This window comes from Geotalea sp. SG265 (assembly GCF_022808985.1).
Classification (GTDB): Bacteria; Desulfobacterota; Desulfuromonadia; order Geobacterales; family Geobacteraceae; genus Geotalea.
Genome location: NZ_JAKZFT010000005.1, coordinates 195,354 through 208,083 on the forward strand (window position 1 = coordinate 195,354; position 12,730 = coordinate 208,083).

Genomic DNA, 12,730 nt, shown 5'->3' on the forward strand with positions numbered 1-12,730 from the left:
ATGCGTAGCGGAAACAGCCACTTCACCTCGAAGAGTGGACGATACTCGCCCTAGGGCTCATCAAGTAAACTTTGCTGACACGCGGTTGTGCATGGTTATCGCAAGATCCACAAAGACCTGTGACAACTCGTCAAATGTGCGGTAAAAAACTGCGAGTGTCTGCCTGATGAAACAAGAGGACGGCAGTGGCCAAACTAATAAAGGCCTGTGAATCAAAGTTCACAGGCCTTTTGCGTTGTTAACGACGTGATCACCCGCTCTACCGACTGAGCTATTGGGGAATAAATGAAGTCGTATATATATTTGAAACTGTCGCTAGTGTCAAGCTATTTTTACTTGCCCTTTTTCAGGTCCACCAGTATCAGTTTAGCAACGGCTTTGAGAGTTTCAAATACACCCTCGCCGGTGGTTGCACAGGCCTCGAAATCGGGGACATTGGTGGGGTTTAACTCTTTACGCAGTTCTTCGACGCTGACTACGTTGGGGAGATCGCGCTTGTTGTATTGAACGACGTAGGGAATCTTGTCCAGGTCATATCCCTGCTCAGTAAGATTTATGCGCAGGTTTTCCACCGACTCGATGTTGGCTTCCATCCGCTCTTCCTGGGAATCGGCGACGAATACGACCCCATCAACCCCCTTGAGAATCAGTTTTCTCGAAGCATCGTAAAACACCTGGCCGGGGACGGTGTACAGGTGGAAGCGCGTCTTGAAGCCCCGGATCTCCCCCAGTGCAAGGGGAAGAAAATCGAAGAATAAGGTACGCTCGGTCTCGGTGGCAAGGCTGATCATTTTCCCTTTGGCATCGGCGGCTGTCTTTTGATAGACGAACTGCAGGTTGGTCGTTTTGCCGCAGAGCCCCGGGCCGTAATAGACGATTTTGCAGTTTATTTCGCGGGATGCATAGTTGATGAAGGACATCTGGCGTTACCCCGGTTACTAGCTGAACAGGTTATCGATATCGTCGTCGGTGATTTCTGCAAAGGGAAAATCTGTCTCGCCGCTTTTTTCCTTTTCTTCGGCTTTCTGCATCAGACGACCAAAGATGGTGGTCAACTCCTCGGACGCTTTCTTCACCCGCAGGCGAACCAGGCCCAGCGACGATCTGTTGTCGAAGAGAACGACAAGAATGACCCTGCCACCGACGATGGAGATGTGCAGGTTGTCCTTTTCGCCTTCATGGAAAAGGATGGAGAATTCTTTTTCACCGATCAACTTGGCAAGGCCGCCCGTAGCAGCAATATTGCCGGCTGTCAGTGAGGCCAGCGATGTGGTGTCGAATCGTTCCGTTTCACCGACACCGGTGATGAGCTGGCCGTTTTTATCAACGAGAAAGATGACCTTGCTGTTGGCCTCCTTTAAGAGCTTCTCGATGACAGCATTTATCTGTTTGAATTCCTCATCGTACATAACCATCTGAGGATTCGACATGTAACACCCCTTGCGCTGTAGGGAAATTTTATTACAGCGGATTGTATATAACAGAATTGCAGGATTGTTTCAACCCTAAAGGCAGAGCGGCGCCTCAACGAAAAAGCCCCGACAGGATCTGCCGGGGCTTTTCATCGTGAGGCATGCTAGAGGCTACTTCTTTTCCTCATAGGACATGGCAGCCATTTTTTCGTAGAGCTCGAAGCGTCTGGCGGTCCACTGGGTTGCCTGCTTCATCAGGGCCGCAGCAGCTTCCGGGTTGTTCTTTTTCAGGACCCGGTAACGGTTTTCACCATAGGCGTACTGCTCGAAGGTGATGGTCGGTGCCTTGCTGTCCAGCTGCAGCGGGTTTTTGCCCTGGGCGGCCAGCTCGGGGTTGTAACGGATGAGCGGCCAGTGACCGGAGGCAACGGCGTTTTTCTGCTCATCGACGGCGGTGGTCATGTCGATGCCGTGGGCGATGCAGTGGGCGTAGGCGATGATCAGCGACGGTCCGTTGTAAGCTTCCGCCTCGATGAAGGCTTTGACCGCCTGGGCCGGATTGCTGAGGGAGACCTTGGCCACGTAGACGTTGCCGTAGGCCATGGCGATCATGGCCAGGTCTTTCTTGGGCATGCCCTTGCCGCCTGCGGCGAATTGGGCGACGGCGCCCAGAGGGGTCGATTTCGAAGCCTGTCCACCGGTGTTGGAGTAGACTTCGGTGTCGAGAACAAGCAGGTTGACGTTTTTGCCGGAGGCGATGACGTGGTCGAGGCCGCCGTAACCGATGTCGTAGGCCCAGCCGTCGCCGCCGACGATCCACACCGACTTCTTCACCAGGTAATCGGCGAGGGAGATAAGCCGCTTGGCAGCCGGCTCGGTGCAGGATTTAAGCCCTTCCTTTAAGGTGGCGACACGGGCACGCTGGGCCTCGATCCCCTCCTGGGTGGACTGATCGGCATTCCGGATCTCTTTCATGGTGCCGATCAGGGCTTCGCAGGACTTACAGCCGCAGTTCATCAGTTCGTCCAGCAGTTCGTTGGCGGCCTGGGTAAATTTATCGACGGTGAGCCGCATGCCGAAGCCGAACTCGGCATTGTCCTCGAAAAGGGAGTTGGACCATGCGGGGCCGCGCCCGTCGGCGCGCTGTGCCCAGGGGGTGGTCGGCAGGTTGCCGCCGTAGATGGAAGTACAGCCGGTGGCATTGGCAACGAGGGCACGGTCACCGAAAAGCTGGGACATGAGCTTCAGGTAGGGGGTCTCGCCGCAGCCTGCACAGGCGCCGGAGTATTCGAAGAGCGGCCTGATCAGCTGGCTACCCTTGAGGGTTTCGCGCTTGACCAGTTTGGCATCCGTTTCCGGCAGGGAGAGGAAGAAGTCGTAATTTTCCGCCTCGGCCTGACGCAGCGGCGGCTGGAACTGCATGTTGATCGCCTTTTTGTTGGGATCTTCCTTGCTCTTGGCAGGGCAGTTATGGACGCAGGCGGCACAACCGGTGCAGTCCTCCGGCGCGACCTGGAGGGTGAACTTCTTGCCGGCAAACTCGGCCCCTTTGGCATCCACGGATTTGAAGGTCTTCGGCGCTTTGGCAAGAAGCGCTCCATCGTATGCCTTCATACGGATGGTGGCATGGGGGCAGACGAAGGAGCAGATGCCGCACTGGATGCAAAGCGATTCATCCCACACCGGGATATCGACGGCGATGTTCCGCTTCTCGTACTGAGAGGTGGCGGTGGGGAAGGTACCATCGGCAGGCATTGCCGAAACGGGCAGATCGTCGCCGCGGCCGGCGATGATTTCGGCAGTAACGTTCTGGACGAACGCAGGTGCGTGGCTGCCGACAACGGGGGGCTTCTTCAGCGTGCTGGTAGCCTTTGCCGGGATAGCAACCTCGAATATGTTTTCCAGGGCGGCGTCCACAGCCTTGTTGTTCATGGCGACGACTTTTTCGCCGGCCTTGCCGTAGCTCTTCTTGATGGCGTCTTTGATGGCGTCAAGGGCTGTTTCCAGCGGAATGATCGAGGAAATCTTGAAGAAGGCGGTCTGCATGATGACGTTGATGCGCGCACCCAGGCCAAGCTCCTCGGCCAGCTTAATGGCGTTGATGACATAGAATTTCAGCTTCTTGTCGATGATCTGCTGCTGCACTTCGACCGGCATGTTATCCCAGACCTGATCCTTGTCGAAGGGGGAGCAGAGCAGGAACGTTGCGCCTTCCTTGGCCTTGCAGAGCATGTCGTACTTTTCCAGGAAGGTGAAGTTGTGACAGGCGATAAAATCGGCGCGATCGATGAGATAGGGCGAGCGGATGATGTTCTTGCCGAAGCGGAGATGGGAGGTGGTGATGCTGCCCGCTTTTTTGGAGTCGTAGACGAAGTAAGCCTGGACGTTGTTGTCGGTTTTCTCGCCGATGATCTTGATGGAGTTCTTGTTGGCGCCGACGGTACCATCGGAGCCCAAGCCGTAGAACATGGCGGAGTAGGTGCCGGCGGCAGGGTTGGCAAAGCTGGGGTCGAAGTCGAGGCTGGTGTTGCAGACATCTTCCTTGATGCCGGCAACAAAGTTGCTCTTCGGCTTGTCATCCTTCAGGTTGTCGAAGACCGACTTGGCCATGGCCGGGGTGAACTCCTTGGAACCGAGGCCGTAGCGGCCGCCGACAATGACGGGATACTTGGTGAAAGATGTCTTTTTGTCTGCCATGGCCTCGCCGATGGCGGTCCGCACGTCGAGGTAGAGGGGCTCGCCGAGGGAGCCGGGCTCCTTGGTGCGGTCGAGAACGGCAATCTTTTTCACGCTTACCGGAAGGGCAGCAACGAAGGCATCAACCGGGAACGGTCTATAGAGACGAACCTTGACCAATCCAACCTTTTCTCCCTTGGCAACAAGGGTGTCTACTGTTTCGTGGATGGTATCGGCTGCCGAGCCCATGACGACGATGACCCGCTCCGCATCGGGAGCTCCCACATACTCCACCAGCTTGTATTGCCTGCCGACCAGCTTGGCGAACTTGTCCATCTCCTCCTGGACGATGCCGATGGTCGGTGCATAGTACTTGTTGACCGACTCGCGCCCCTGGAAGTAGACGTCAGGGTTTTGGGCGGTACCGCGCATGAAGGGATGGTCCGGCGTCAATGCCCTTGCCCGGTGGGAGAGGACCAGGTCGTCGTTGATCATGGCCCGCATATCGTCAAAGGTGAGTTCTTCAACCTTCTGCACTTCATGGGATGTTCTGAAACCATCGAAGAAATGGACGAAGGGAACCCTGGCGCGCAGGGTCGAGGCCTGGGCGATCAGGGCGAAATCCATAACCTCCTGGACGTTGTTGGAACAGAGCATGGCCCAACCGGTCGAGCGACAGGCCATGACGTCCGAATGGTCTCCGAAGATGGAAAGAGCCTGGGCGGCAATGGCGCGGGCGGAAACATGAAAGACAGTCGAGGTCAATTCCCCGGCAATCTTGAACATGTTGGGGATCATCAGCAGCAGGCCCTGGCTGGCGGTGAAGGTGGTGGTAAGCGCCCCTGCCTGCAAGGCACCGTGGACCGCACCCGAGGCACCACCTTCCGACTGCATCTCGGCGACCAGCGGCACGGTTCCCCAGATATTCTTTTCGCCCTTGGCGCTTTTCTCGTCGGAGATCTCGCCCATTACCGATGATGGAGTAATGGGGTAAATGGCAATGACCTCGTTGGTTGCGTGGGCAACGTGGGCTGCCGCGGTATTGCCGTCGATTGTAACCATTCTGCGACTCATACTCTTCCTCCCGTTTTTGATTGTAGCTATCTGTGTCTCTATCTAAAAATTTTTAAAGTTCGGAGCGTCCTTCGACGGCCCGCTGAACCGTAGCTGCGTCGACAAATTCAAGGTCGCTGCCAAGCGGTATGCCATGGGCAAGGCGGGTGACCCTTATGGAGAGCGGCTTTATCAGTCTGGTCAGATATAATGCCGTTGCCTCCCCTTCGACGGTGAAGTTGGTGGCTAGGAGCACCTCCCGGATCGAGCCCTTTTCCAGGCGTTGCATGAGTTCGGCAATCTTCAGATCGCTGGGTGTGATGCCGTTCAGGGGAGACAACGCCCCGTGCAGGACGTGATAGCGCCCGTTGAACGCTCGGGAACGTTCCATGGCCAGGATATCCTGCGGCTCTTCCACCACGCAGATGGTGGTGCTGTCCCGTTCCGTCGAGCAGAGGTGGCAGGGATCCGCCTCGGTGATGCTGAAGCAGATTGAACAGAAACGAACGCCTGCCTTGACCTCAAGCAGGCTTTCAGCAAGAGCTGACAGATTGTCCGGTGATTTGAGGAGGTGAAAGGCGAGCCGTAAGGCTGTTTTGTCTCCAACTCCCGGCAGTTTCTTCAATTCCCCGAGTAACCTGGTTAACGATCTGGAAAAATGTATCATAGAATTACCGGATTTAAAACAACTTTTTATTCTCGCGAAAATGAAAAAAATTTATTAATAATAAAAATGGTTCTAAGTAGTGGAAATTGCGAGACTTAAATGCGGGAGGGGAGGATCCGTTTTCCCTCCGCCACAGGAGGGAAAACGGACCGAATTAACGGAAAACCAAAGCTAAAAGAGACCGGGAATATTGATACCGCCGGTGATCTTGCTCATCTGCTCGGCCATCTCCGATTGAACTTTTGTCAGTGCCTCGTTGACTGCAGCCACGACCAAATCCTGAAGCATTTCCACATCTTCCGGGTCAACCGCTTCCTTTTTTATGGACAGGGAAAGCAGCTGGTTTTTCCCGTTTACCACGGCAGTCACCGCACCGCCGCCTGCAGTGGCTTCAACAGTTCTCTGGGCCGCCTCCTCCTGCAGTCTCCCCATTTTCTGCTGCATCATCTGCGCCTGCTTCATGATCGAAGCCAAACCTTTCGACATATCTACCTCCGGTACCTGTTGGTGTTTTTATTAACAATAAACATGTTTTTGTTAAAACTAAAACGAAGTTATTTATTCACCTCGACTACTTCGCCGACCTCACCGCCGAAAACTTCCAGGGCGGCATGAATTGCCGGATGTTCCAGCGCCTTTTCCCTCAATTGCTGCTTTCGTTTGGCGTCCTCAAGGCTTTTTTTTTCCTGCAGGGACGGTGGCGCGTCGGATGCTTCTCCTGAAAGGGACTTGAAGCGGATGGCAGGCTGTGAACCGAAATAGGCATGGGAGAGCGTCTTCAGCTCCCCCTGGGAATCGGGGTCCTGCATCTTGCTCAGTTCGAAGGAGCCTTCGGCATAGCCTATTTCCAGCACTTTTCCCGATACAGCGAGCGGTCGGCCAACCTCCAGGAATGTGGCCAAAACCGGTTTCTTTCCCTTGACGAAGGTGACAAATCCGGCCCAGGTTGAATCGGGGGGGGGCGACGGTGCCCGCTCGGCAGCCGGCGGCGGGGGGGAAGATGTTTTCGCCGGTGGTGCGGTGCGGGCGGCAGCAGGTGGCGCCTGTGCCGGCGCAGATTTTTCCCATACCGGCGCGGAAGAGGCGACGGCAGGAAGCGGGGTGCCCGATTCCAATGCCTTGAGGCGGTCGAGGATCTCGTTCACCGGGATGACCGGGGCCAGCGCCGCCATTTTCAGTAGGGCCATTTCCAGAACCAGCCGACCGAAGTTGGAGTGGGCCATCTCGCTTTCGGCCTTGAGCAGGATGGTCAGGTGGCGTTGCAGATCATTGGTGGATACGGTGGCAGCGATGCTCTTCAGCTCGCTGCACTCCGCTTCTGAAAGATCGAGGATCTCCGCAGCATTGTCGATGGCGCGCAGGATGGTCAGATTGCGGAAGTGATCAATCAACTCCTGGCAGAACTGGCGCATGCTGTAGCCGAAGGAATCCACCTGCTTGACGATCTCCAGCACTGTCTGATTGTCACGGGAGAAGACCGCCCGGGACGCTTCCAGGAGAAGGCGCCGGTCCACCACGCCGAGGAGGCTGGCCACGTCGTCATCGGCAACGTTTTCGCCGCAGAATGCCAGCACCTGATCGAGAGTGGAGAGGGAATCGCGCATGCTGCCGTCACCTTTGCGGGCGACGATAGCCAGGGACTCGTTGCTGATGACTACCTTTTCCTGATCAACAATGTAGCGCAGCCGGTCAACCACCTTCTGTAAGGGGATACGCTTGAAGTCGAACCTCTGGCAGCGTGAAAGAATGGTGATCGGCAGTTTATGGGGCTCGGTGGTGGCGAAGATGAACTTCACATGGGCCGGTGGCTCCTCCAGCGTCTTCAACAGGGCATTGAAGGCGTTGTTGGTCAGCATGTGCACTTCATCGATGATGAATATCTTATAGCGGCTCTTGGAGGGGAGATACTTGACGTTGTCGCGCAGCTCGCGGATATCGTCAACCCCCGTATTGGATGCACCATCGATTTCGAAGACATCGACCGAATTGCCTTCGGTGATCTCGGTGCAGGAGGGGCAGTTGTTGCAGGGTTCTGTTGTCAGCCCCTGTTCGCAGTTAAGGGCTTTGGCGAGGATGCGGGCCGAGCTGGTCTTGCCTACGCCACGGGCGCCGGTAAAGAGAAAGGCATGGGCAATCCTGCCGGTATCGATGGCGTTCTGCAGGGTGCGACTGACATGCTCCTGGCCGATCAGGTCGCTGAAGGTCTGGGGCCGCCATTTTCGTGCCAATACGAGATATGACAAAAGGGTATTACCTCTTACTTTTGGCCACGGTTAAGGTTAATTTTTTCCGGGAGGGGAACATGCGGGGATATTGCGGACACAACTGATAGCTGGGCGATCCCGCGGCACACGGGTTGAGTTACTGCCGCTGCTTCCTTCCGGACCTGACGGGGTTCATAACCTCCCGTTGCGAGGGGCCCAGCTATCAGTTGTGCCCGCAAAGGGCATAAGCGAGCGGGTACGCCAGTTTTGGAGTTTTTATCTGGCGGAGAGAGAGGGATTCGAACCCTCGGTACGCTATTAACGTACACACGCTTTCCAGGCGTGCTCCTTCAACCTCTCGGACATCTCTCCGCGGAAATCGTAATCCTAGTATATCATGCTGTGTCTTGTAAAGAGTTTTCTTGGTGAGAAGCCGAGATGTCCATTGGCAGCGATGGATGGAGGAAGAATAGCTTGATTTAAGCCAGCAAAAAATTTACGATTTCGGCGGCTATTTATCACCATCTTGACTGGATCCTTATGAATCTGCTGCACAATCTCAACCCTCCCCAGAAGGAGGCGGTGCTCCACGGCGAGGGACCGCTCCTGATCCTGGCCGGGGCCGGTTCCGGAAAAACACGGGTCATCGTCCACCGCATCGCCCATCTCATCACCGATCGAGGGGTCCCGCCCTGGCAGATCCTTGCGGTGACCTTTACCAACAAGGCTGCTGCGGAGATGCGCACCAGGGTGGAGCGGCTGCTCCATGGGGGAGAGGTGCCGCTCATTTCCACCTTCCATTCGGCCTGCGCCCGAATCCTGCGCCGGGAGATCCATCATCTGGGCTATGATGCCAGCTTTGCCATTTATGACGATAAGGATGCGGAAAAACTGATCAAAGAGCTCGTCGCCGAGCTGCACCTGGATGAAAAACGTTTTCCGGCCAAACTGTTTACCGCAGCCATCGATGACTGCAAGAATGCCGGCCGCTCGCCCGAGGACCTGCCCGCCGGGGACTACGTGGCTGACAAGATCGCCCAGGTCTATGCCGCCTACCAGAAAAGGCTGCAGCAGTGCAATGCCCTGGATTTCGGCGACCTGGTCATGCTGACCGTCAGGCTTTTCGAGGAATATCCCCAGGTGCTCGCCCACTACCAGGACCGTTACCGCTGGATCCTGGTGGACGAGTACCAGGACACCAACCCGATCCAGTACCGGCTGGTGAAGCTCCTGGCAGGCCGGTGGCAGAACCTCTGCGTGGTGGGGGACGACGACCAGTCCATCTACCGCTGGCGGGGGGCTGACATCCGCAACATCCTCGATTTCGAGGACGACTTCCCCGGGGTGACGGTGGTGAAGCTGGAGCAGAATTACCGCTCCACCAGCACCATCCTTTCCGCAGCCGGGGCGGTCGTGGCGAAGAATCGCGGCCGCAAGGCGAAAACACTCTGGACGGAGAACCCTCCCGGCGAGCCGGTGGTCTACCGGCGGCTTGCGGACGAACGGGACGAGGCGCGCTTCGTCTGCCGGCAAATCGAGCAGTATGTGCGCAAGGGGGGAGATCTGGCCGGTGTGGCGGTTTTCTACCGTGCCAATGCCCAGTCCAGGGTTATGGAGGATGCCATGGTTGCCGATGGCATTCCCTACCACATGGTCGGCGGCATGCGCTTCTACGCCCGCCAGGAGATCAAGGACATTCTCGCCTACCTGCGGGTGTTGATCAACCCCGCCGACGAGGTCTCCCTGAAACGGATCGTCAACACCCCGGCCCGGGGGATTGGCCACGCCACCATGGAAAAGATCACCGAACTGGCCCGGCGCAAGGGGATTCTCCTCTATGAGGCCCTGGCCGAAGCTGCCGAGGGTGGGCTTCTGGCGGCAGGGCCACGGGGCAAGATCGCCGGTTTTGTGACACTTTTGGAGCAGTTCCGGCAGTTGATGGACGCCGTGCCGCTCACCGAGCTCACCTCCCGAATTATCCAGGAAACCGGCTATGCAATGAAGCTCAAAGAGGAGCGTACCGAAGAGGCCCAGGACCGCCTGGCCAACCTGGAGGAACTTTTGTCGGCTTTGGAGGAATTCGAGCGGCGCAGCGAAGAGCGGACCCTGGCGGCGTTCCTCGAACAGGTGGCACTGATCTCGGACCTGGAGGAGGAAGGAAAAGGGAGCGAATCGGCAACGCTGATGACGCTCCACTCGGCAAAAGGCCTGGAATTCCCCATGGTCTTCATGATCGGCATGGAAGAGAAGCTCTTTCCCCATGCCCGCTCCCTTGATGATCCGGAACAGATGGAGGAAGAGCGGCGCCTCTGCTATGTAGGGATGACCAGGGCACGGGAGCGGCTCTTCCTGACCAATGCCCGTCGGCGGCGGATCTTTGGCCAGGAACAGTACAATCCCCCCAGCCGGTTTCTTGCCGACATTCCCAAGGAACTACTGGATATGGAGGAAGAAGGCTACGGGCAGTCCGCCTTCGGTTTCGGCGCCGGTTTTGGGACAACGCCGCGCCCCGAGCCGGCGGCACAAAGGCCGACCCACAACCTGGCGTCGGTCTTCGAGATGGAGCTGGAGCCGGAACTCCCCAACGAGGTGCAGGTAGTGCCAGACGAGACGGTGGAGGGCGTCTGGCTGGGAATGAGGGTGCGCCACGGCAAGTTCGGCATCGGCACGATCCGCCGCATGGAGGGAAGCGGCAACGACCAGAAGGTCATCGTCTGGTTCGATTCCGTTGGGCCGAAGAAACTGCTGGTCCGCTTTGCAGGGCTGGAGCGGGCTTAACAGGCATGTTCTAGGTTCTAGGTTCGACGTTCGGAGTTCTAGTTTGAGGTTACATGCGATTCCCCTTGGCTTGCCATTTGCCCCTGTTCATGGTACAAAAACATGCTTTTGCCCATTACCTGTTGGGAGAGAAAAATGAAAATCACCAAAGATCAGGTGGAGAAGGTCGCCCTGTTGGCCCGCCTGGAACTGACCGACGCGGAGGCGGAAACATTCACCGGCCAGATGGATGCCATCCTTGCCTATGTGGATAAACTGAACGAGCTGAACACCGACGGCATCGTGCCGACCGCCCATGCCGTGCCCATGGAAAACGCCTTCCGTGCCGACGAGGTACGGGATTCCATCGGCATCGACAACGCCCTGGCCAATGCGCCGAAGCGGGCGGAGAGCTTCTTCCGCGTGCCGAAAGTGATCGAGTGACCACTTCTTAAGCCCCAACGGCCCCATTGAATGCAATATATTCCGGAGCAGATATGGAACTTTTCGAACTGACCATCCACGAGTTGCACGATAAGCTGAAGAAAAAGGAAGTATCCTCGGTTGAGGCGACCAAGGCGCTGCTGGCGCGGATCGAGGCGGTCGAGCCGAAGGTGAACGCCTTCATCACGGTGACCGCAGAACAGGCGCTGAAGGATGCCGAGGAAGCCGACCGGCGGATTGCCGCAGGCGACATGGCCACTCTGACCGGCATTCCCGTTGCCCTCAAGGACATCTTCCTCACCAGGGGGATCCGCACCACCTGCGCCTCCCGCATCCTGGAAAACTTCATCCCCCCCTATGATGCCACCAGTGTTGCCCGGCTCAAGGCCCGTGGCGCGGTTATGGTCGGCAAACTGAACCAGGACGAGTTCGCCATGGGCTCTTCCACCGAATCCAGCTATTTCGGCAAGACAAGCAATCCGTGGAACCTTGACTGCATCCCCGGGGGCTCCTCCGGGGGCTCGGCTGCGGCCATCGCCGCCCAGGAAGCAACCGCAACCCTCGGCACCGATACGGGGGGCTCCATCCGCCAGCCCGCCTCCCACTGCGGCTGTGTCGGCCTCAAGCCCACCTACGGCAGGGTTTCCCGCTACGGGGTCATCGCCTATGCCTCCTCTTTGGATCAGGTCGGGCCGTTGACCCGCGACGTTACTGACTGTGCCATCATGCTGGAGGCGGTCGCGGGCTATGACGCCAAGGATTCCACCAGCGTCGAGTTGCCGGTCCCTGCCTATACCAAGGCGCTGACCGGCGAGGTCAAGGGGTTGAAGATCGGCTTGCCCAGGGAATATTTCATCCAGGGGCTCGATCCCGACGTGCAGAAGACCATGGACGAGGCCATTGCAATCTACAAAAAAATGGGGGCCGAGTTCGCTGAGGTCTCCCTTCCGCACACCGATTATGCCGTCGCCACCTATTACCTGGTGGCCACCGCCGAAGCCAGCTCCAACCTGGCCCGTTACGACGGCGCCCGCTTCGGCCACCGCAGCGAAGCAGCCCAAAGCCTTCTGGACATGTACCGGAAAAGCCGCGCCGAAGGTTTCGGTCAGGAGGTGAAGCGGCGCATCATGCTCGGCACCTATGCCCTTTCTTCAGGCTACTACGACGCCTATTACCTGAAGGCGCAGAAGGTGCGCACCCTGATCATGCACGACTTCATCAAGGCCTTCGAGACGGTGGACGTGCTGCTGACGCCGGTGGCACCGACCCCTGCCTTCAAGATCGGTGAGAAGACCAGCGATCCCTTGCAGATGTATCTCTCCGATATTTTCACCATTCCGGTCAACCTGGCCGGGACCTGCGGCATCTCGGTGCCGGCAGGCCTGAGCAGCAGCGGTCTGCCTATCGGGCTGCAGCTGATCGGCAAGCCTTTCGGCGAGGAGAGCATCCTCCGTGCCGCCCATGCCTTCGAGCAGAACACCGACTGGCATACCCGAAAGGCGTCCCTGTAATTATTC

At 57.4% G+C, this 12,730-nt stretch carries 9 protein-coding genes, 1 tRNA gene and 1 other RNA gene; 3 read left to right on the forward strand and 8 right to left on the reverse strand.

Going from position 1 to position 12,730, the window contains the following annotated elements:
* Positions 1–332: 332 nt before the first annotated feature.
* From ML541_RS08205 to ML541_RS08240, 8 genes are all read right to left on the reverse strand, one after another.
* The gene (locus tag ML541_RS08205) at positions 333–920 is read right to left on the reverse strand and encodes a GTPase domain-containing protein (RefSeq protein ID WP_243372219.1); all 588 of its coding nucleotides are present in this window, start codon (positions 918–920) and stop codon (positions 333–335) included.
* Positions 921–938: 18 nt separating this feature from the next.
* Complete coding sequence (locus ML541_RS08210; RefSeq protein ID WP_012645472.1) at positions 939–1,430, reverse strand: roadblock/LC7 domain-containing protein; 492 nt, start codon at positions 1,428–1,430, stop codon at positions 939–941.
* A gap of 153 nt (positions 1,431–1,583) precedes the next feature.
* Entirely contained in the window at positions 1,584–5,162 is a 3,579-nt protein-coding gene (gene nifJ / locus ML541_RS08215) for a pyruvate:ferredoxin (flavodoxin) oxidoreductase (RefSeq protein ID WP_243372220.1), read from the reverse strand.
* A 52-nt stretch (positions 5,163–5,214) separates the two neighbouring features.
* Positions 5,215–5,808 (reverse strand): recombination mediator RecR, encoded by a 594-nt coding sequence (gene recR / locus ML541_RS08220; protein ID WP_243372221.1) that lies wholly within the window; start codon positions 5,806–5,808, stop codon positions 5,215–5,217.
* 171 nt (positions 5,809–5,979) lie between these two features.
* Positions 5,980–6,294, reverse strand: a complete 315-nt coding sequence (locus ML541_RS08225; RefSeq protein WP_243372222.1) for a YbaB/EbfC family nucleoid-associated protein — start codon at positions 6,292–6,294, stop codon at positions 5,980–5,982.
* Positions 6,295–6,362: 68 nt separating this feature from the next.
* Positions 6,363–8,051, reverse strand: coding sequence for a DNA polymerase III subunit gamma/tau (dnaX, locus tag ML541_RS08230; protein WP_243372223.1), 1,689 nt, complete (start codon positions 8,049–8,051; stop codon positions 6,363–6,365).
* A gap of 84 nt (positions 8,052–8,135) precedes the next feature.
* Positions 8,136–8,234, reverse strand: an RNA gene (gene ffs, locus ML541_RS08235) — signal recognition particle sRNA small type.
* A 59-nt stretch (positions 8,235–8,293) separates the two neighbouring features.
* Positions 8,294–8,384: transfer RNA gene (locus ML541_RS08240), tRNA-Ser, on the reverse strand.
* A 168-nt stretch (positions 8,385–8,552) separates the two neighbouring features.
* Here ML541_RS08240 and pcrA point away from each other — a divergent pair.
* The 3 genes from pcrA (at position 8,553) to gatA (ending at position 12,724) form a co-directional block, all read left to right on the forward strand.
* The gene (gene pcrA / locus ML541_RS08245) at positions 8,553–10,790 is read left to right on the forward strand and encodes a DNA helicase PcrA (protein ID WP_243372224.1); all 2,238 of its coding nucleotides are present in this window, start codon (positions 8,553–8,555) and stop codon (positions 10,788–10,790) included.
* 135 nt (positions 10,791–10,925) lie between these two features.
* Positions 10,926–11,213 carry an Asp-tRNA(Asn)/Glu-tRNA(Gln) amidotransferase subunit GatC gene (gene gatC, locus ML541_RS08250; RefSeq protein ID WP_243372226.1) on the forward strand — a complete coding sequence of 96 codons (288 nt, stop codon included), beginning with the start codon at positions 10,926–10,928 and terminating at the stop codon, positions 11,211–11,213.
* A gap of 53 nt (positions 11,214–11,266) precedes the next feature.
* The gene (gatA, locus tag ML541_RS08255; protein ID WP_243372228.1) at positions 11,267–12,724 is read left to right on the forward strand and encodes an Asp-tRNA(Asn)/Glu-tRNA(Gln) amidotransferase subunit GatA; all 1,458 of its coding nucleotides are present in this window, start codon (positions 11,267–11,269) and stop codon (positions 12,722–12,724) included.
* Positions 12,725–12,730: the final 6 nt, after the last annotated feature.

What these genes read in the sequence shown, in the direction of transcription:
- ML541_RS08205 (WP_243372219.1), bottom strand. Translation starts at nt 920, where the DNA reads ATGTCCTTCATCAACTATGCATCCCGCGAAATAAACTGCAAAATCGTC.
- nifJ (WP_243372220.1), bottom strand. Translation starts at nt 5,162, where the DNA reads ATGAGTCGCAGAATGGTTACAATCGACGGCAATACCGCGGCAGCCCAC.
- pcrA (WP_243372224.1), top strand. Translation starts at nt 8,553, where the DNA reads ATGAATCTGCTGCACAATCTCAACCCTCCCCAGAAGGAGGCGGTGCTC.
- gatC (WP_243372226.1), top strand. Translation starts at nt 10,926, where the DNA reads ATGAAAATCACCAAAGATCAGGTGGAGAAGGTCGCCCTGTTGGCCCGC.
- gatA (WP_243372228.1), top strand. Translation starts at nt 11,267, where the DNA reads ATGGAACTTTTCGAACTGACCATCCACGAGTTGCACGATAAGCTGAAG.
- ML541_RS08210 (WP_012645472.1), bottom strand. Translation starts at nt 1,430, where the DNA reads ATGTCGAATCCTCAGATGGTTATGTACGATGAGGAATTCAAACAGATA.
- ML541_RS08225 (WP_243372222.1), bottom strand. Translation starts at nt 6,294, where the DNA reads ATGTCGAAAGGTTTGGCTTCGATCATGAAGCAGGCGCAGATGATGCAG.
- recR (WP_243372221.1), bottom strand. Translation starts at nt 5,808, where the DNA reads ATGATACATTTTTCCAGATCGTTAACCAGGTTACTCGGGGAATTGAAG.